The 19,722-nt window shown below is 72.0% G+C and carries 13 protein-coding genes and 1 pseudogene; 9 read left to right on the top strand and 5 right to left on the bottom strand.

Annotated features, from left to right (window positions below):
* Nucleotides 1–89 precede the first annotated feature (89 nt).
* From EDF46_RS15710 to EDF46_RS15700, 3 genes are all read left to right on the top strand, one after another.
* Nucleotides 90–1,133 carry a glycosyltransferase family 2 protein gene (locus tag EDF46_RS15710; protein ID WP_123507263.1) on the top strand — a complete coding sequence of 348 codons (1,044 nt, stop codon included), beginning with the start codon at nt 90–92 and terminating at the stop codon, nt 1,131–1,133.
* A 268-nt stretch (nt 1,134–1,401) separates the two neighbouring features.
* Nucleotides 1,402–3,465: a GH25 family lysozyme gene (locus tag EDF46_RS15705; protein WP_148061238.1), complete on the top strand. Its 2,064-nt coding sequence runs from the start codon at nt 1,402–1,404 to the stop codon at nt 3,463–3,465.
* Entirely contained in the window at nt 3,465–5,552 is a 2,088-nt protein-coding gene (locus tag EDF46_RS15700) for a hypothetical protein (protein WP_123507261.1), read from the top strand. Before EDF46_RS15705 ends, EDF46_RS15700 begins: the two co-directional genes overlap by 1 nt.
* Before the next feature lie 87 nt (nt 5,553–5,639).
* Here the strand turns inward: EDF46_RS15700 and EDF46_RS15695 are convergent, their stop codons facing one another.
* Genes EDF46_RS15695 through EDF46_RS15685 form a run of 3 tightly spaced genes read right to left on the bottom strand, consistent with a single transcriptional unit; the run spans nt 5,640 to nt 9,527 of the window.
* Entirely contained in the window at nt 5,640–6,962 is a 1,323-nt protein-coding gene (locus EDF46_RS15695) for an exopolysaccharide production protein (protein WP_123507260.1), read from the bottom strand.
* Complete coding sequence (locus EDF46_RS15690; RefSeq protein ID WP_123507259.1) at nt 6,932–8,275, bottom strand: O-antigen ligase; 1,344 nt, start codon at nt 8,273–8,275, stop codon at nt 6,932–6,934. The genes EDF46_RS15695 and EDF46_RS15690 overlap by 31 nt, the downstream gene beginning before the upstream one ends.
* Before the next feature lie 55 nt (nt 8,276–8,330).
* Nucleotides 8,331–9,527 carry an acyl-CoA dehydrogenase family protein gene (locus EDF46_RS15685; RefSeq protein ID WP_123507258.1) on the bottom strand — a complete coding sequence of 399 codons (1,197 nt, stop codon included), beginning with the start codon at nt 9,525–9,527 and terminating at the stop codon, nt 8,331–8,333.
* 187 nt (nt 9,528–9,714) lie between these two features.
* On the opposite strand from EDF46_RS15685, the gene manA reads away from it, so the two are divergent.
* Both manA and EDF46_RS15675 read left to right on the top strand, forming a co-directional pair.
* On the top strand, nt 9,715–10,899 hold the full coding sequence (manA, locus tag EDF46_RS15680; RefSeq protein WP_123507542.1) for a mannose-6-phosphate isomerase, class I: 1,185 nt from the start codon (nt 9,715–9,717) through the stop codon (nt 10,897–10,899).
* A 69-nt stretch (nt 10,900–10,968) separates the two neighbouring features.
* Nucleotides 10,969–12,105 carry a hypothetical protein gene (locus EDF46_RS15675; protein ID WP_148061236.1) on the top strand — a complete coding sequence of 379 codons (1,137 nt, stop codon included), beginning with the start codon at nt 10,969–10,971 and terminating at the stop codon, nt 12,103–12,105.
* Nucleotides 12,106–12,135: 30 nt separating this feature from the next.
* Here the strand turns inward: EDF46_RS15675 and EDF46_RS15670 are convergent, their stop codons facing one another.
* The gene (locus EDF46_RS15670; protein WP_123507256.1) at nt 12,136–13,089 is read right to left on the bottom strand and encodes a helix-turn-helix domain-containing protein; all 954 of its coding nucleotides are present in this window, start codon (nt 13,087–13,089) and stop codon (nt 12,136–12,138) included.
* Nucleotides 13,090–13,178: 89 nt separating this feature from the next.
* On the opposite strand from EDF46_RS15670, the gene galE reads away from it, so the two are divergent.
* The 4 genes and pseudogenes from galE to EDF46_RS15650 all read left to right on the top strand — a co-directional run bounded on the left by galE (nt 13,179) and on the right by EDF46_RS15650 (nt 19,195).
* Nucleotides 13,179–14,141 (top strand): UDP-glucose 4-epimerase GalE, encoded by a 963-nt coding sequence (gene galE / locus EDF46_RS15665; protein ID WP_123507255.1) that lies wholly within the window; start codon nt 13,179–13,181, stop codon nt 14,139–14,141.
* 399 nt (nt 14,142–14,540) lie between these two features.
* Nucleotides 14,541–14,846 (top strand): annotated as a pseudogene (locus EDF46_RS18965) (WhiB family transcriptional regulator); the annotation flags it as partial.
* A gap of 106 nt (nt 14,847–14,952) precedes the next feature.
* Nucleotides 14,953–17,784 carry a glycosyltransferase gene (locus tag EDF46_RS15655; RefSeq protein WP_123507253.1) on the top strand — a complete coding sequence of 944 codons (2,832 nt, stop codon included), beginning with the start codon at nt 14,953–14,955 and terminating at the stop codon, nt 17,782–17,784.
* On the top strand, nt 17,777–19,195 hold the full coding sequence (locus EDF46_RS15650; RefSeq protein ID WP_123507252.1) for a DUF5719 family protein: 1,419 nt from the start codon (nt 17,777–17,779) through the stop codon (nt 19,193–19,195). The genes EDF46_RS15655 and EDF46_RS15650 overlap by 8 nt, the downstream gene beginning before the upstream one ends.
* 58 nt (nt 19,196–19,253) lie before the next feature.
* Here EDF46_RS15650 and EDF46_RS15645 read toward each other — a convergent pair whose 3' ends face one another.
* Nucleotides 19,254–19,700, bottom strand: coding sequence for a metallopeptidase family protein (locus EDF46_RS15645; RefSeq protein ID WP_123507251.1), 447 nt, complete (start codon nt 19,698–19,700; stop codon nt 19,254–19,256).
* Between the last annotated feature and the right edge of the window lie 22 nt (nt 19,701–19,722).

The raw sequence follows: 19,722 nt of genomic DNA, 5'->3' as shown, positions 1-19,722 counted from the left end.
ACGGATCGGCCCCGAGAGGCGGTCTCACTATAGTCAAGCGCCCCCGTGAGTCGTCCGCCCGCCGCACGGGGCTCAGGCACACTGGGGGGATGCGAGCCTCCGTCGTCGTCGTCAACTGGAAGCAGCCGGAGCTCACCCTGCGGGCGCTCGACGCCCTCGCGGCGCAAGAGATCGACGAGCCGTACGAGGTGGTCCTCGTCGAGAACGAGGCGGTGCCGGGTGCCGTCGACGTCTTCCGCGCGGCGCACCCCGACGTCGTGCTCGTCGAGGAGGCCTCCAACTCGGGCTTCGCCGGCGGCGTCACGCGCGGGATCGCCGCCGCCTCGGGTGAGGTCGTCGTGCTGGTCAACAACGACGCCGTGCCCGACCCCGCCTTCCTGCGCGAGGGGCTGGCGGCGCTCGATGCGGGCGGGCCCGAGGTCGCCGCCGTCAGCGCCGCCGTCGTGCTCGAGGGCCTCTTCGTCCGCACCTCCGGCCGCGGCGACGACGTGCTGGTCGGCCTCGACGGCACCGCCTGGAGACGGGCCGGGGCGCAGGAACTGCCCTCCGGCCTCAGCCTCATGAACGGCACCGGCGTCGAGCTCACCCGCGACGGCAACGGCTACGACCGCGACTGGCTTCGCCCCGTGGCCGACGTCTCCGCCGCCGACGGCTCTCCGGACGCCGACCCGTTCGGGTTCAGCGGGGGTGCCGCCTTCATCCGCCGGGCCGCCCTCGCCGAGGTCGGCGGCTTCGACGAGACCCTGTTCATGTATTACGAAGACCTGGATCTTTCGTGGCGCCTGCGGCTCGCCGGATACCGCATCGGCTTCGCCCCGAAGGCTCGGATCGTGCACCTCCACGCCGGCTCGTCGTCGAGCGGCTCGGAGCTGATCCGCCGGCAGAGCATGCGCAACCGGCTGGCCGTCGTGCTGCGCAACGGGAGCCCCGGGATGGTGGGACGGGTCGCGGTGCGCACTCTCGTCCGGATGCTGAAAGACCTGGTTGGACCGGGGGGCGCCTATCTGCCGCGGGCTTCGTGGGGGAGGATCGCGCGGGAGGTGCCCTCCCTTGTGTCGAGGTCGGTGCGGGGGCGTGAGCGCCCCGAGTTCCTGCGAGCTTCCCGTCGAGAGGTGGAGAGCCGACTGCGCTGAGCCTTGGCGCGAGCTGAGCGGGCGTCCCCCGATTCGCCCCCTATCGGGGGACGCCGCGGCCCTGGCGGTTGTGACTGATGTGACTTACGGTGGAGAAGTCAAGTGCTCGGAAGAGCCCCTCGCAGGTCGACGTTCGGGCGTCGAACACTGGGATCACCAGGGGTTCTTCCGAGCCTGACCTACATGCCAGATGCCATTCGGGAGGCACCACCGTGTTCACGTACCCCACCGCCACGCCCATCGGGGCGCCGACGCTCGGGCACCGCCGGTGAGGTCGACGCTCCGCCCCGCGCTCGGCATCGTCGCCGCGCTGACGGTGGCCGCGTCGACCCTCGTCGGGTTCGACGTCGCGCTCGCCGACACTCCGACGCCGACCAGCGCGGCCACCGCGACGGCCGCGCCCGCCGCCACCGCGTCGCCCTCGGCCACGCCGACCGACACCGCCTCGGCGCCGGCGAGCGACTCGCCGTCGGCGGCGCCGTCCGCGTCGGCCTCGGCCGAGCCGACGGATGACGCGTCGGCCACCGCGGACGCCCCCGCCGACTCCTCGCTCGCGGCCGACCCGTCGCTCTCGGTCCAGGACGCCGAGGGCAACCACACCATGGGCTCGACGATCGCCGAGAACGAGCCGAGCGAGCCGAACGCACCGGGCGCGTCGACGTCGCCGACCTCGTCGCTGCGGGTGCAGTCGAAGGCGGTCACCACGTCGTCCGTCTCGGGCGCTTCGAAGACGAGCATCATGGGCCTCGACGTGAGCGCGTACCAGCCGACCGTCAACTTCGCGACGCAGTACAAGAACGGCGCGCGCTTCGCGTACATCAAGGCGACCGAGAACACGACCTACAAGAGCGACACCTTCGCCAAGCAGTACGCCGGCGCGGCCACCGCTGGCCTGCTCCGCGGTGCCTACCACTTCGCCCACCCCGACGCCTCGGCAGCGGCGCAGGCCAGGTACTTCGTCGCCAACGGCGGCGGCTGGTCGGCCGACGGCAAGACGCTCCCGCCCCTGCTCGACATCGAGTACGGCGGCGCGAAGGGCGAGTGCTGGGGCCTCAGCCAGGCGGCGATGGTCTCGTGGATCTCGACCTTCTCGTCGACCATGAAGTCGCTCACGGGCCGCGCGCCCGCGATCTACGCCGGCTACTACTGGTGGAAGGACTGCACCGGCAACAGCAAGGCCTTCGGCGCCAACGCCCTGATGGTCCCGAGCTACGACCGCGACCTCTCGCAGGGCCCCGTCGGCATCGGCGCGAGCTGGTCGGACTGGACCATCTGGCAGTACTCCTCGACCGGCCCGTTCGCCGGCGACTCGGACGTCTTCAACGGCACCATGAACGAGCTCAAGGGCCTGGCGCTCCCGTCGTCCCTGGCCACGCTGCTGTCGTCGCCGAACGGCTATGTCGACTCGGTCACCACGGTGCCCGGCGGCATCCGGGTCCGCGGCTGGGCGATCGACCCCGACACCTACAAGTCGATCAAGGTGCACGTCTACACCGGGTCGAAGGTCACCGTCGTGACCGCGAACAAGTCGCGGCCCGACGTCGCCACGCAGATGCCCAAGTGGGGCGCCGCGCACGGCTACGACGTGACGATCGGCACCGCGAAGGGCTCGTACAAGACCTGCGTCTACGGCATCAACGCCGGCGCGAAGGGCGCCAACGCGCTCCTCACCTCCTGCTCCACCGCGAAGTCGCTCGGCACCAACCCGGTCGGCTCGTTCGACAAGGCCGTGGCCACGACGACGACCAGCGTCACTGCCAGCGGCTGGGCCATCGACGGCTCCACCGCCGCCTCGATCAAGGTCGCCGTGTACGTCGACGGCGCGCACAAGACCGCCGTCGCATCCACCACCCGCACCGATGTGGGCACGACCTACGGCGCCTACGGCTCGGCCCACGGCTATTCCGTGACCGTGCCCGCCGCGCAGGGCACGCACAAGGTCTGCGTCTACGGCATCAACGTCGGCACCGGGCCCAACTCGCGCATCGGCTCGTGCAAGACCGTCGTCGTGAACTACAAGCCCGTCGGCGTCGTCGACAGGATCACGCCGTCGAAAGGCGCCGTGACGGTCTCGGGCTGGGCGTACGACCCCGACGTCAAGACCAAGTCGATCCCGGTCGCGGTCTACCTCGACGGCCGCGGTGTGCGCACCACGGCGAGCACGTCGCGCGCCGATGTCGCCAAGGCGCATCCCGGCATCGGAACGAAGCACGGCTTCACGAAGAAGCTCTCGGCGTCGAAGGGCTCGCACAAGGTCTGCGTGTACGCGATCGACCCGTCGGGCCACGGCTCCAACCCGACGTTGAAGTGCTCCACCGTCACCGTGCCGTAGTGAGGCCGCCGAACCGCCTGATCGCGCTCGCCGTCGCAGCGAGCGCAGTGGCCGCCCTGCTCACCGGGCAGCTCCTGACCGCGCAGCCCGCGACGGCCGACATTCCGGTGGCCTCGCGGTTCGACGCGGGCAACATCATCAGCGACCAGGTGTTCTTCGACTCCGACGCCATGACGGCGGCGCAGATCCAGAGCTTCCTGACCGGCAAGACCGGCACCTGCGCCAACTCGCGCTGCCTGACCGTGCTGACGGCGACGACCACGTCGCGCGCCGCCGACGCGATGTGCTCGGCCTACAAGGGGGCCCCGAACGAGAAGGTCTCGACGATCATCGCGAAGGTGTCGATCGCCTGCGGCATCAACCCCGAGGTGCTGCTGGTGAGCCTGCAGAAGGAGCAGGGCCTCGTCGGAGCGACGGCGCCCTCGTCGTACGCGATCGAGCGGGCGATGGGCTACGCGTGCCCCGACACGGGCAACGGCTGCGACCCGACCTACGCCGGCATCTACAACCAGATCTACCGGGCGGCCTGGCAGTTCAAGCGCTACGCCAACCCGGCGGGCACCTCGGCGGCCTTCACGACCTACACGCCCGGCAAGACGGTCGCCGTCCGCTACAGCCCGTCGTCGCCGTGCGGCACCAAGCAGGTCAGGATCGCCAACCAGGCGACGGCCAACCTGTACTACTACACGCCGTACACGCCCAACGCGGCCGCCCTCGCGAACCTGTACGGCACCGGCGACAGCTGCTCGGCCTACGGCAACCGCAACTTCTGGACCTACTTCACGAAGTGGTTCGGCTCGCCGACCGCGACCGGCCCCGTCGCCACGACAGCCGGCCACCTCGACTCGGCCGCCGGCGGCCTCGGCACGGTGAGCGTTCGCGGCTGGGCGCTCGACACCTCGACCACCGCCCCCATCAAGGTCGCCCTCTCGTTCGGCACCGCTGCGAAGACCGTCACCGCCGGCGCCACCCGCGCCGACGTGGCATCCGCCTATCCGGGCTCGGGCTCGAAGCACGGCTTCTCGGCCACCCTCGACGCGGATCCCGGCACCTACGACCTGTGCGCCACGGCGATCGGGGCCAACGCCGCCACCAGCCTCATCTCGTGCTCCCCGGTGACTGTCGCCGACCCCTCGCCCTTGGGCTCTGTCGACTCCGTCCGGGCCGCCCCGGGCGGAGTCGCCGTGCGCGGCTGGGCCGCCGACCCCGAGATCGCCGGGGCGATCCCCGTCCGAGTGACCATCGACGGCACGGCCGCGAAGACGCTCACCGCGTCGGCCGCCCGACCCGACGTCGCCAAGGCGTTCCCGGCCGTCGGCTCCGACCACGGCTTCGCGGCCACCCTCGCCGCCGCCGCCGGAGCGCACACGGTCTGCCTCACTGCCGTCAACACCGGCCGGGGAGCCGACCGGCAGCTCGGCGCCTGCACCACGGTCTCCGTGCTGCCGTCCGTCCCGACCGGGCGCCTGGACAGCGTCTCCTTCACGCCGAAGAGCCTGACGGTCAGCGGCTGGGCTGCGGACGGCGACACGATCGACCCGGTCCGAGTCGCCGTCTACGTCGACAAGAAGCGCGTCACCGCCTCCGTCGCCGACCTCACCCGAGCCGACATCGGCCGCGCCTACCCGGCCTACGGGGCGTCGCACGGCTACTCGGTGACTGTCCCGACGACGCAGGGCACCCACTCGGTCTGCGTCTACGCGCTCAACGCCCCCGGCTCGACGGGCAAGAACGCCCTGATCCGGTGCGCCACCGTCACGACCGACCAGAAGCCGGTCGGGCGATTCGACTCCGCCACCGCGGTGAAGGGCGGCATCCGCGTCTCCGGCTGGGCGTTCGACCCCGACGACACCGCGGCGTCGATCCAGGTCGCGGTCTACGTCGACGGCACGTCCCGGCCGCGCCTCACGGCCTCCGGCTCCCGCCCCGACGTCAAGCGCGCGAACTCGCTCCCCACCTCCCTCCACGGCTTCGCAGGAACTCTCACGGCCGCCGCCGGCAAGCACTCCGTGTGCGCCTATGCCATCGACACCACCGGCGGCACCAACCCGCGGCTCGGCGTGTGCCGCGCCGTCACCGTCCGCTAGGCGCGGCCCACCCGCATCGGCGGCAGAAGGTCCCCGCCGCGGCGGCGATCACCCGCCGCCGATGCGGGTCGGCGGCGTCGGCGCCGGCTACGACGGGGTGAGGTGCCGTCGCCACGAGCGCTTGCGCGCCGAGATCGTGGCGATGGCGACGAACAGCAGCAGAGTGCCCTCGAACAGCGGGTAGCTCTCGGCGGAGGCGGTCACGGCGATGAGCAGCAGGACGAGCGCCGGCCACGTGTAGGCGACGATCGGGTGCGTCGAGGCGGTCAGCCACGAGCGGGTGAACGCGAGGGCACCGGCGGCGAGCAGCATGACGACGCCGACGAGCCCCACCTGCAGCCAGGTGTCGAAGAAGGCGCCGAGCCCGGTCTCGGATGCCCGGCCGGTCGGCCCGGTGAGGAGGAAGAACGGGAACACGTCGGTCGGCCACTGCCCTGCGAAGCCCCAGCCGACGAGGCTGTGGAAGGGGATGAGCTCGCGGATCCTCGTCCACAGGGCCAGCCGCACCTCGAGGTCGCTGGTGGCGCCGAGCGCGGCGATGAGCCGGTGCCGCCCCACGTAGGCCAGCACCACGCCGAGCACCACCAGGAAGGCGAGGATGCCCTGCATCAGGGCGCGCCGCTCGGGCGGGCTCTGCCGGAGGAAGCGCAGCGCGATCGCCGCGACGACGAGCACGAGCACGGCGATCGACGTCACGGGCGAGCTCGCGAAGAACAGGGTGAGCAGCGCCAGGACCCCGGATGCCACGCCGACGCCGAGCGTGATCGAGCGGGTGAACCACTCCACCGCGAAGGTGATGAGCGCCAGAGCGGCGAGGAACCCGAGGTAGTTGCGAGTTCCGGCGACACCCTGGATCGGCCCGCCGTTCGCGAGGTTGCCCTGGATGCCGAGGAACGAGATCGGCTGGTCGATCAGGATGCCCGACAGCACCTCGAGCGACAGCGACACTGTCAGCAGGATCCGCAGCGTGTCGCCGGTGGCGCGGATCACCTGCACCAGGTCGCGGCCGAGCGCCAGGTACATGCCGAGGCTGCCGAACGCGAGCGCGTAGAAGACGCCGCCGATCGAGACCCAGGTGTACTGGCTCCAGAAGATGGAGACGACGAAGTAGGCGAACAGCGCGAGCACCGACACCGGCAGGATCCCGTGCCACTCGATACGGTTGCGCGCCCCGAAGAGCGAGAGACCCGCCAGAACGACGAGCGTCGCGAGCACGGCGATCGATCCCGGCCAGCCGATCAGCGCGCGGACCGTGTGGATGCCGAGCGCATAGAGCAGGATCGCGACGGTCAGCGCCTGGCTGAACGTGCCGCCGGCCGAGAAGCCGATCCACGCTGACAGGTAGCGGCGCAGCGGGTCGCGGACGGGTGCGGCCTGGCTCATCGAGCGTCGGGGGCGGGAGTCGACCACCAGCGGTAGTTGTCGCGGCGCGTGGCGAAGCAGACGACGACCAGCAGGGCCCAGCCCCATTCGACGTTGAGGCGCGACTCGGCGAGGCCGTGCACGAGCATGATCGACATCAGCAGCATCGGCAGCAGGTCGAGCGTGTTCCACGGGGCGGGGCGGCCCGGGCCGAGCATCCGCCGGTCGGTGGCCCACCACCACGAACGGGCCGTCGTCGTGACGATGACGGCGAGGAAGAGCGCGAGCCCGATCCAGCCGATCTGAAACCACACGTCGAGGTAGGCGTTATGCGCCTGCAGGTAGACGACCCCGTTGCGCACGGCGAGCCCCTTGAACGGCTCGAGGTACGGCTGCCACCAGCCGGTCCAGCCCCAGCCGACGACCGGCCGCTGGATCGCGAGCTCGTAGACCGACTTCCAGATCGTGCCGCGGCCGGTGAGGTCGGGGCTCTTCTCCAGCACGCGCAGGATCAGCCCCCAGCCGACCGACACGGCCGCCGCGAGCGCTCCCGCCACCAGCGCCGCCAGCACCGCGACCATCCACCGCCGGCCGAGCCGCACCCGGCGCGCCAGCACCGCGAAGCCGAAGACGAGTGCGGCGACGGCGAGGCACGCGAACACCGTCGACGAGCGGGTCAGGCCGAGCGCGAGCACCGATGCGGCGATGCCGACCCAGGCCTGGCGCCGCTCGATGGAGCGAGCGTGCCACTGCACGGCCGTGACGGCGAGGGCGAGCAGGGCGTAGATCGCGAGCAGGTTGCTGTTGCCGGGCAGCCCCTGGATCTGGCCACCGGTGAAGAGGGCGTCGCGGGTCCAGTAGAACGCGGCCGGGTGCGAGCCCGAGCAGTCGACGTAGATCGGGCAGAACGGCTGCCGGACGAAGAGCGCGACGACGAGCTCGAAGAGAAGGGAGAGCACGACGATCGCCCGGAGCGCGCGGCCGAGCGCCTTCACGATGCCCTCCCACGACACGGTGACCGCGACCGCCACGGCGCCAGCGGTCGTCATCAGCTGCGTGCCGATGCCGAGCAGGGACCCCGCCCGGTAGTCGGACCAGATCAGCGACGCGATCATCCACAGCAGCAGCAGGCCGAGCAGGGCGGGGGAGCGGCTGGGACGCGGGGGGTTGCGGACCAGGAGGGCGACCGCCCAGACGACCACGGCCAGGCAGACGACCGCCCACCCGGCCCAGTTGACCGAGTTGCGCAGCGCGTCGCCGAAGAACAGCACGCCGAAGACGACGGTGGCGAAGCCGGTGTGCTCGGCCGAGGGCCCGCGGGGCGCGACGTCGGCGCGCGGCAGGGGCTGGGTGACGGCCATGCGCCTCAGGTTACCGGGTCGGCCCATGGCGCCGACGCCCTGCGAGCCGAGCCGGCTAGACGAAGGCCGCCTGGCCGGTGATGCTGCGCCCGACGATGAGCGTGTTCATCTCGCGGGTGCCCTCGTAGCTGTACAGGGCCTCGGCATCGGCGAAGTAGCGGGCGACGTCGTAGTCGAGCACGATGCCGTTGCCTCCGAGGATCTCGCGCGCGTAGCCGACCGTCTCGCGCATGCGCGACGTCGTGAACGACTTCGCGAGCGAGGCGTGCTCGTCGCGCTGCGTGCCCTCGTCGAGAAGCTGCGAGACGCGCACGACCATGCCGAGCGAGGCCGTGATGTTGCCGAGCGACTTGACGAGCAGGTCTTGCACGAGCTGGTGGCTCGCGATCGTCTTGCCGAACTGGACGCGCTCGGACGCGTACTTCAGGGCGGCCTCGTAGGCGCCGATCGAGTTGCCGACGGCCGCCCAGGCGACCTCGGCGCGAGTGAGGCGCAGGACCTTGGCCGTGTCGCGGAACGAGTTGCCGTTCTGGAGGCGGTTCGACTCGGGCACGCGCACGTTCTCGAGGGTGATGTCGGCGTTCTGCACGATCCTGAGCGCCTGCTTGTTCTCGATCTTCGCCGCGGTGTAGCCCGGCGTCGAGGTCGGGACGACGAAGCCCTTGACCTGGCCGTCTTCGGTGCTCTTCGCCCAGATGACGGTGATGTCGCTGAACGTGGCGTTGCCGATCCAGCGCTTCGAGCCGTTAAGGATCCAGTCGTCGCCGTCACGGGTCGCGACGGTGCGGAGGCCCTGCGCCGAGTCGGAGCCCGAGAGGGGCTCGGTGAGGCCGAACGCGCCGATCAGCTCGCCGCTCGCGAGCCGCGGCAGCCACTCCGCCCGCTGCTCGGGGGAGCCGCAGACGGCGATCGAGCCCATCGTCAGGCCGTTCTGCACGCCGACGAACGTCGCGACGCTCGCATCCACGCGAGCGAGCTCGAGGGCGACCCAGCCGCGGAAGACGGCCGAGTTCTCGAACGGCTTCGTCTCGTCCCACGGCATGCCGAACAGCTTCAGGTCGGCGAGCTTCTGGATGATCTGCGTCGGGAACTCCGCGCGGGCCCAGTAGTCGTTCACCAGCGGCCGCACCTCGGCCTCGAGGTACTGGCGCAGCTCGGCCAGCACCGACTTCTCCTGGTCGCTGAGGAGGCTCTCGTAGCCGTAGAAATCGCTGGCGAGCGGCGCCAGCTGGGTCAGGGTCGTGTCGGACATCCGTGCTCCGTTGCTCTCGTGTCGGCGGCCGGCCCTCGTCGGCCGATCCGGAGGCGACGATAGGCCGATGCAGGACGACTGCCAACGGCCTTGGTAGTTTTGTCCAACGCCCAGGTGGGCGCGGTCGCGCCCGTTTGTAGAGGGGGGCCAAGCGATGGCCCACCACCCCGTCTCGATGAGGTCAGACATGTTCCTAGCCATCACCAACGTCCCGCGCGACTACGCGTGGGGCTCGACGACGGCGATCTCCGACCTGCTCGGCCGCAAGCCGACGGGCAAGCCCGAGGCCGAGCTCTGGCTCGGCGCCCACCCCGGGTCGCCGAGCATCGTCGTGAACCCCGCGGTGGTCGACGGCGCTGACACTCTGGCCGACTGGATCGCGGCACAGCCCGAGCGGGCGCTCGGCGCCGGTGGCCGCCATCTGCCCTTCCTGATGAAGATCCTGGCGGCCGCCAAGCCGCTGTCGATTCAGGCCCACCCGACTCCGCAGCAGGCGCGCGAGGGCTTCGACCGAGAGAACCGCGCCGGGGTGCCCCTGATCGCGACGGAGCGCAACTACAAGGACCCGTTTCCGAAGCCCGAGATCATCTACGCGCTCAGCGACGAGTTCGACGCGCTCTGCGGGTTCCGCACCGTCGCCGAGACCCTCGCCGACGTCGACGCCCTCGACGACTCGTCGGGAGCGTTCGAGCCGCTCCGCGCCCACCTCGCCGACTCGCTCGAGGCCACCGTGGCGTGGCTGTTCGAAGGCGACGACGCCCCGGCCCTGATCGAGGCCGTCAGCGCCGCGGCGACGGCGGCCGTCTCGAACGCCGGCGCGCACGCCGCCATCTCGCCCACCGTGGCGACCCTGGCCGACCTCGCAGCCGACTACCCGGGCGACCCCGGCATCGTCGTGGCGCTCCTGCTCAACCGGGTCACGCTGAAGCGCGGCCAGGCGCTCTTCCTGCCCGCGGGCAACATCCACGCCTACCTCGGCGGCCTCGGCGTCGAGCTGATGGCGCCCTCCGACAACGTCCTCCGCGGCGGACTCACGCCCAAGCACGTCGACGTTCCCGAGCTGATGCGCGTGCTCGACTTCGAGCCGCTCCCGGCGCCCTCCCTCGAGCCCGTCGCGGTCGGTCCCGGCGTCGAGCGCTTCGACCCCACCGAGGTCGGCTTCGCCCTGCTGCACGTGACCCCCGGCGACGCCGGAGCGGTCGTGCAGCTCGGCGGCCCGTCGATCGTCTTCGTCACGAGCGGCGAGCTGCACCTCAAGGGCCAGGACGGCAACATCAAGCTCGGCGCGGGCGAGTCGGTGTACGTCACCCCCGACGAGTGGCGGCTCGCCGTCACGGGCACGGGCGAGGCGTTCGTGGCGACGGCGGCGTAGCCGCAGTTCCTGCGCCCGCACCCCTAACGGGGACCTGCGGCGAAGTCGCCGCCCCGGCACGATGGGGTGGTGACGGGGGTCGATCAGAGGGCTGCGGCGCGGTTCGACTACCGCGAGCTCGATCGGCGACCCACCCGGCGCGAGGTGCGGGAGTTCCGACGGCGCACCAGGCACGTCCGGCCCGATACGGTCGTACCGCTCCGGACGATGATCGCCACGGTGCCGGCCCTCCTCGTGGCGTGCGTCGTCATCGCGTGTGTCGCCGGGCTCGCGCTGGCGCTCGTGGATGTCGCGGTGTTCGGCGACCCCGGCGTCCGGTGGGTCGGGCGCAGCCTCGGCGACGCCCTCCTCGGCCTGGCGGGCATCCTGATCGTCGAAGCGCTGTGCGCTGCGCTCATCGTGGCGCTGGTCGGAATGATCCGGCGCGACACCCGGCTCAGCAACCACTGGCGACGGAGGGTCCGCTTCGCGCGGTTCGCCGAGGCGAACGGGGGCGCGCATGCCTTCGGGGCGCCGGTCCCGCGCCTCACCGGCACGCTCGTGCACGAGGGGGCGACCGCCCACACCCGCGACGTGTTCGACTTCGAGCGGGCGCACGGATTCCAGTTCGGCAACATCGTCCTGAGTCCCGAGAGCATCACGATCCGGCGGGAGGGGCGCGCCTGGGGCTTCATCCGCGTGCGGCTCGACCGGAGGGTGCCCCACGTCGTGCTCGAGTCCGTCCGGGCCGGCCGGACCCACCCGCGCCGCTTCGGCCGGGCGGGCTACCAGGCAGGCCAGCGCATCGAGCTCGAGGGAGACTTCGGGCGGTACTTCACCGTCTACGCACCCGACGGATACGGCCCCGACCTGCTGTACGTGCTCACGCCCGACCTCATGGCGCTCCTCGTCGACGAGGCGGCCGGCTTCGACGTCGAGCTCATCGACGATTCGCTGCTCCTGTCGGCGCCGACGGCGTTCCGGGTCGGAGAGCGGGCGACGCTGCTCGCCATCGAGGACCTCGTATCGCGCGTCGGCGGCGCGACCCGCCGCCGCACCGAGCGCTACGCGGACACCCGGCCGGGAGCCGTGCCGCGCGTCGTCGTCGCACCGGGAGGCCGTCGGCTGAGGCGGAAGTGGCTGCTCCGGGCCACGCTGCCGGGAGCGCTGCTCGTGCTGCTGATGGTCCGGCACGTGCTCGTCGACGTGCTGCGGCTGGCGGGCTGAGCCGGGCGGGCGGCGCGCGGGCGCGAGCGGTCAGGCGAGCTGGCGCTCTCCGAAGGCCCGTCGGTAGGCCGTGGGCGTCGTCTGCAGCACCCGCGCGAAGTGGTGCCGCAGCACGGCGGCCGAGCCGAAGCCGGTAGCGCCGGCGATCGCCTCGAGGGTGTCGTCGGTGGCCTCCAGCAGGTGCTGGGCGCGCAGCAGCCGCTGCCGGTTGAGCCAGGCGCCGGGCGTGGTGCCGACGTCGGCGCGGAACCGCCGGGCGAAGGTGCGGGGCGACATCAGCGCGCGGCGGGCGAGCTCGTCGACGGTGAGCTCGCGGTCGAGGTTCTCGAGCATCCAGTCCATGACGGCGGCGAGCGAGTCGGAGCAGCGCTCGGCGATCGGCGCGCCGATGAACTGCGCCTGCCCGCCGTCGCGCTGAGCGGGGATCACCATGCGCCGCGCGATGGCGTTGGCGGCGCCGACGCCGAGCTCGCGCCGCACGATGTGCAGGCACGCGTCGATGCCCGCCGAGGTGCCGGCGCTCGTGACGATCGACCCCTCGTCGACGTAGAGCACGTCGGGATCGACGCTGACGAGCGGATAGCGCTCGTGCAGGGTGTCGGCGTGCATCCAGTGGGTGGCGGCCCGGCGGCCGTCGAGCAGGCCGGTCGCCGCGAGCGTGAAGGCGCCGCTGCAGATGCTGAGGATGATCGCGCCTTCGGCGTGCACCCGGCGCAGGAACTCGAGGTACTCCGGCTCCACAGCGTCCACCCCGTGCGCGGGTACGACGACGAGGTCCATTCCGCGCGCTTCCTCGAGCCCGCGCTCGATCACCATCTCGAACCCGAGGCTGGTCTTCACACGACCGGGCCGCGCCGTGACGACGCGGAAGTCGAACGCGGGCCCGCCGGTGTCGCGCCGGTCGATGCCGAACACCTCGCAGGCGACGCCGAACTCGAACGGCGGAAGACCCTCGACGGCGAGGACGGCGACGGAGCGGAGCACGGGGCCTCCAGGGGAGCGTGGCGGATGTTCGTCGGGAGTTCACATCCTGCCACATGCATCGGGCGCGGCGGTACCGATAGGTTTGGCCCATGGCTTGGTTGGTTACCGGGGGATCCGGATACATCGGTTCGCATGTCGTTCGAGCGCTCGCGAAGGAGGGGCTGTCGCCCGTCGTCATCGACGACCTGTCGAGCGGCATCGAGTCGTTCGTGCCGGAGGGCGTTCCGTTCGTCCGGGGCACGATCCTCGATCAGTCGCTGGTCGAGCGCACCATCGACGAGCACGGCGTCACCGGCGTGGTGCACGTGGCCGGCTACAAGTACGCCGGGGTGTCGGTGCAGCGTCCGCTCCACACCTACGAGCAGAACGTGACGGGCACGGCCGTCCTGCTGGCCGCCATGGCGGCCAAGGGCGTCGACCGGATCGTCTTCTCGTCGAGCGCGGCCGTCTACGGCGTGCCGCCGACCGACGTGGTGACCGAGGGCACGCCCAAGTCGCCGGAGTCGCCGTACGGCGAGTCGAAGCTGATCGGCGAGTGGCTGCTGCGCGACCAGGGCGTCGCGACGGGCCTCCGCCACACCAGCCTCCGCTACTTCAACGTCGTCGGCTCGGGCGAGCCCGACCTGTACGACGCGAGCCCGCACAACCTGTTCCCGCTGGTGTTCCAGGCGCTGCTCGAGGGCCGCGCGCCGAAGATCTTCGGCGACGACTACGGCACTCCCGACGGCACCTGCGTGCGCGACTACGTGCACGTGGCCGACCTCGCCGTGTCGCACGCGGCGGCGGCGCGGAGGCTCGACGCCGGCGAGACTCTCGAGGCGGCGTACAACCTCGGCTCGGGCGACGGCTCGAGCGTGAAGCAGATCATGGACGCCATGGCGGAGGGCACGGGCATCGCCTTCACCCCGGAGATCGCGGCGCGCCGTCCGGGCGATCCCGACCGCATCGTGGCCGAGGGCGTGCTCGCCGGGCGCGACCTCGACTGGAAGATGCGGCACACCCTTCTCGAGATGGTGCAGAGCGCGTGGGCGGCGAGGCAGGCGGCGGCCTGAGCCGACGGCGCGGGCAGTTCCTGCGATCGAATCGCGCGCCGCGCCCCGGAACAGGCTGTACCCCGTTCGACACGCCCGAGGTTCGCGACTCGCGACACGCCCGGGAGTCAAATCACCCTCATTCGGGGGTCGAGGGTTTTATGATGCTCGACTTGACGTACCCCTAGTTACACGAGTGTAATTACAGGTGTCACCCCAGCGGGGGAGTGGCAGCATGAGGGGAGATGAGCAATGGCCATCCACGACCACAGGGCAGACAGCCAGGGCTCAGACGACCAGGGCTCGCATGACCAGGGCTTGCATGACCAGGGGTCGCACGACAAGGGTGCTCGTCTCTCGGCCGTCCCGTCGCTCGAGGCTCAGGCCGACGCCCTCCTCTCAGGCGGCCGCACGACCGGCTCGACCGTTCCCGACAACTGGCACGTCGATCCGGTCTCGCTCGGCGTCCCCGGAGTCCGTCGCGCCTCGGTCGTCGACGAAGAGGCCAACCCGCTCGGCTGGCACGCCGACTCGCTCTGCGCACAGACCGACCCCGAGGCGTTCTTCCCCGAGAAGGGCGGCTCGACGCGCGACGCCAAGAAGATCTGCACGTCGTGCGACGTCAAGGCCCAGTGCCTCGAGTACGCCCTGCAGAACGACGAGCGCTTCGGAATCTGGGGCGGGCTGTCCGAGCGCGAGCGCAGGAAGCTTCGTCGGCGCGCCTAGGTCGTCCGGCACTCGGCTGACCGGGCTGATCCCCACCTATGAATCGCTGCGGCGCGCCCACCGGGTGCGCCGTCCGGCGTTGCGGGGCACTTAGAGTCTCACCGTCATGCAGCCGAGAGTCACAGCGATCCTCGTCGCGCCGAGCGGTGCGGCCTCCCTCGACAGAACCCTCGATGGGCTGTCGCAACAGACGCGACCGCCCGAGGCGCTCGTCGTGGTCGATGCATCGCCCGCCGACTCCGACGCCGGCCGCCTCGCTCTGAGCGGCGCCGCCCAGATGGTCTCCGCGCCGGGCGTCACCTCGATCGGCGCCGCCGTGGCCCACGCCGTCCGCGTGCTCGGTCCGGCTCCCGAGAGCGACGACGAGTGGCTCTGGATCCTCGGCGACGACAACGCTCCCGAGGCCGTGGCGCTGGCCGAGCTGCTCGCCACCGTCGAGGTCGCGCCGTCCGTGGCCGTGGCAGGCCCGAAGCTCATGCGGCAGTCCGAGCCGGGCGTCATCTCGGAGTTCGGCGAGACCGTCACCGTGCTCGGCCGCTCGATGCCGCTCGTCGCGGGCGAGCTCGACCAGGGGCAGCACGACTCGCACGCCGACGTGCTGGGCGTCGCCGCGGGCGGCATGCTCGTGCGCCGGAGCGTCTGGACTGCCCTGGGCGGCTTCGATCCTGGCCTCCCGCACATCGACGCCTCGCTCGACTTCTCGACGCGCGCCCGCCTCGCCGGGCACCGCGTCGTGCTCGTGCCGTCCGCCCGCGTCGAGTCGGCGGGGCCACCGGAGGACTTCGGTCGCGAACCCGGCGGCCACGCCCGGCAGGCGCGACTGACCCGTGCCGCTCAGCTGCACCGCCGCCTCGTCTACGCGCCGCTCGCCGCTCTGCCGCTCCACTGGCTGAGCCTGGTGCCGCTGGCCTTCGTCCGCTCGCTCTGGCACCTCCTGGTGAAGAACCCGGGTGCTGCGATCGGGGAGTTCCGCACCGCGTTCGCGACGGCCTTCGGCGGGTCGCGCATCACCCGGGCGCGCGCGAACCTCCGGCGCACGAAGACCGCCTCCTGGGGGGCGATCCGGCCGCTCCGGGCAACCGTCACGCAGGTACGCGAGCGACGCGTCAACGAGCGCGACGCGCAGCTCGCCGGCATCGAGGACTCCGCGACGCCCCGCGCCAGCTTCGTCGGCTCGGGCGGCCTCTGGATCACGCTGCTGGCCGCCGTCGTCGGCATCGTCGCCTTCTTCCCCTTCCTGAGCGCGCAGGCGATCACCGGAGGCGGGCTGCTCCCGGTCAGCACCACGGTCGCATCGCTGTGGAACTCGGTCGGCTACGGCTGGCACGAGATCGGCACCGGCTACGTGGGCCCCTCCGACCCGTTCGCCGGGCTCGTGGCGATCCTCGGAACGATCACGTTCTGGGCGCCGTCGTTCGGCATCGTGCTGTTCTACTTCGTCGCGCTGCCTCTCTCGGCACTCGGCGCCTGGTTCGCGGCCCGTCTGATCACGCGCCGCACCTGGGTGCCGACCATCGCCGCGCTCGTCTACTCGATGTCGCCGCCCGTGCTGTCGGCCATGCAGACCGGCCACCTCGGGGCCCTCGTCGCGCACGCGCTCCTGCCGTTCCTGGTGGTCACGATGGTGGCGTCGCACCGCTCGTGGTCGGCGGGCGCGGCGGCGTCGATCCTGTTCGCCCTGATCGCGGCAGGATCCCCCTCTCTGCTGCCCGCCCTCGTCATCGGGTGGCTCGGCGCCATCGCGACCCGCCCCCGCGGCACGCACCGCATGCTCGGGATCCCGCTGCCAGCCCTCGCCCTGTTCGTGCCGCTGGCCATCGCGCAGGTCTCGCGCGGAACCTGGTGGGCGCTCTTCGCCGACCCCGGCGCGCCGTCGCGGGCCGATGCCGCGTCGCCGCTGCAGCTCCTGCTCGGCTCGCCCGAGACCGGCCTCAACGGCTGGACGGCTCTCGTCGCCGGCGCTGGCATCAGCGGTGCGACGATGGCCTTCCTCGTCGCGCTCGCGCTCCTGCCTCTGGGCATCCTCGCCGTCGTCTCGGTCTTCCTGCCCACCCGCGGCCGTGCCATCGCGTGCCTCGCCGTCGCGCTCCTCGGCTACGCCACCGCGGTCGCCGCGACGCACCTCGCGATCACCGGTGTCGGCAGCTCGACGACCGGCGTCTGGGCCGGCAGCGGCCTCAGCCTGTACTTCCTCGGCATGATCGGCGCCGCTGTCGTCAGCCTCGACCGCATCCCGCGGTTCACGCCGCCGCTCGGCTTCCTGTTCGCCGTGCTCGGAGTCGCCGCCTCGGTGCCGGTCCTGATCGCGACGCTCGGCGGCACGGCCCTGATCCATCCCTCGGACGGCAGGATCCTCTCGGCCTACGTGACAGCCGAGGCCGTGGCGAAGCCCGACGTCGGCACGCTCGTGCTCACCCCGCAGCCCGACGGCACGCTCGCCGTGTCGCTCGAGCGCGGACAGGGCGAGACCCTCGACCAGCAGTCGACGCTCGACTCGACGCAGCAGCAGCTCTCGTCGACCAGTCGCGACCTGACCATCCTCGCCGGCAACCTGGTCAGCCGCAGCGGCTACGACCCGGCCCCGGTGCTGAAGGAGCTCGGCGTCGGCTTCGTCCTGCTCGACGACACCAACAAGCAGGATCCAGCCGCCGCACTGAACCAGCGCGCAGCCCAGGTGCTCGGCAGCAACGCCCTGCTGCTGAAGGCCGCCGACACGTCGTCCGGCCAGCTCTGGCGGTACGTGGATGCGACCGAGCGGACGACCCGGCACCCGACCGGCGGGCCGCTGCGCCCGATCGTGCTCACGTCGTGGGCGCTGATCTTCGGCTCGGCGCTGCTGCTGGCCATCCCGACCGCGCCGCGCCGCCGGCGGGTGCGCCCCGGCGCCCCCGAGGCCGAGCAGCCGGCGACCACCTTCGACGAGGAGCGAGATGAGTAGGCGAACCGCCAAGTCGACCGGACTCCGCCTGGGCCTCGGCGTCGTGGCGCTCGCCGTCGGCGGCGCCGTCGTCGCGGCGGCGGTCCTGGTGCCGCTGCCGACGCTGAGCGAGACCCCCGCCGGGCGCATCGTGACGCCGGTCGCGCTCGACCAGCAGCGGGTGTGCGGAGGGTCGCTCCTGCGTCTCTCGGGCGACTCCGGCGCGTCGGCGACCTCCGTGTCGGCCGTGGGCACCGCGGCGACCGTGACGGCGGCCGGCGGCGGCGACGCCCCGACCACGAAGACGCTCGCGGGCGCCGACGGCACCGGCTCCGACCCTCTGCTCGTCACGGCCGCGTCCGGCGGCTCCACGACGGTGCCCCTGGTCGCCGCCGCTCAGAGCGCGTCGTCCGCGACCTCCGACCTCACCGGCTTCGCGGCCTCGTCGTGCGCCGAGCCCACCAGCTCGACCTGGCTCGTCGGCGGTTCGACGGACACCGGCCGCACGACCCTGATCTCGCTGGTCAATCCCACCGACGTGAACTCCACCGTCGACCTGTCGGTCTTCGGCGAGTCGGGCACGGTCGACGGTCCGGGCCTCACCGGCATCGTCGTCGCCCCCAACAGCCAGAAGGTCGTGCCGCTCTCGGGCTTCGCGACCGGGCTCACCTCGCCCGTCGTCCACGTGACCTCGACCGGCGGCCAGATCGTCGCCGACCTCCAGGTCAGCGTCGTCCGCACCCTGCGGGCCGGCGGCCTCGACACCGTCAGCGCCTCGGCGGCTCCCGCGTCGACCGTGACGGTGCCCGGCATCGTCGTGCGCGGTGGCGACGCCCTCCAGGCCAAGGCGGCCGAGGACGGCTACGGCGACCTCGTCACCGCCCTGCGCGTCTTCGTGCCCGGCGACGCGAACGCCGACCTCTCGATCCAGCTCCGCACGGCCGACGGCACGGGCGCGACCTTCACCGAGACGGCCGAGGCCGGCCAGGTCGACGACATCCCGCTCGACGGTCTGAAGACCGGCACCTACACGGCCACGGTCCAGTCGTCGCAGCCGATCGTGGCCGGAGTCCGCTCGTCGACCATCGGCGCCGGGGGAGTCACCGACCTCTCGTGGGCGGCGGCCGCCCCGGCCCTTGACGGCGAGACGCTGTTCACCGTTCCGGCGGGCCCGGAGGCCACGCTGACGCTCGCCAACCCCACCTCGCGGGCCGTGACGACGTCGCTGGCAGTGCGGGGCAAGGCGACCGTGACGCTCTCAGTGCCGGCCGGAGGATCGGTGACCCGCGCCGTGAACGCGCGAGCCGTCGGCTCGATCCGCGACGGAGACGGGCTCCGGGCGTCGATCAGCTTCAACTCGTCGACGCAGATCGCGTCGTACGCGCTCGAGTCGCCGACGGCGGTGTCGCGGCCGGTCACGGTCTACCCCTGATCGGATCGGCTGGTTCCTGCGCTGCCTGCGCCCGCTGCCTGCGATCGCAGCGACAGGCTCAGCGGTCGCGGTAGCGGTCGGGCGCGAGGTCCCAGGGGTCTCTGCCGATCAGCTCGCCGACGGCGCGGAAGACGTAGCCCTCGATCGTCATGCGGTGGTCCCATGCAGCGTCCTGCGTGCCCCGCGGCTCGCGCGGCTTGGCGAGGCGCTCGATCGGCAGGCGGTACAGCACGATGCTGCGGCGGCGGGCATCGACGCGGTAGCGCACGAGGCCGTCGGACCCCTCGCCCGGCAGGCCCGCGACCTCGAAGGTCACGTCGGCGAGGTCGTCGGGCCAGAGCTCCCGGAGGTACTGCGCGGCCGCGCCGACGATGTCGTCGAAGAGGTCGATGCGCGTCTGCAGGAAGGGCAGGTGCGGACCCGCCGCCGATGACCGCAGGCCCCGCCCGTGGCGGTCGCGGAACGTGGAGCGTCCCGTGACGCGGACGCTTCGGGATCGAGCCATTCGCTCATGGTAGTCGCCGCCT

This window comes from Frondihabitans sp. PhB188, from assembly GCF_003752365.1.
GTDB lineage: Bacteria > Actinomycetota > Actinomycetes > Actinomycetales > Microbacteriaceae > Frondihabitans.
Note: the sequence above shows the minus strand (reverse complement) of the source record. Positions and strands in the feature narration are given on the sequence as shown.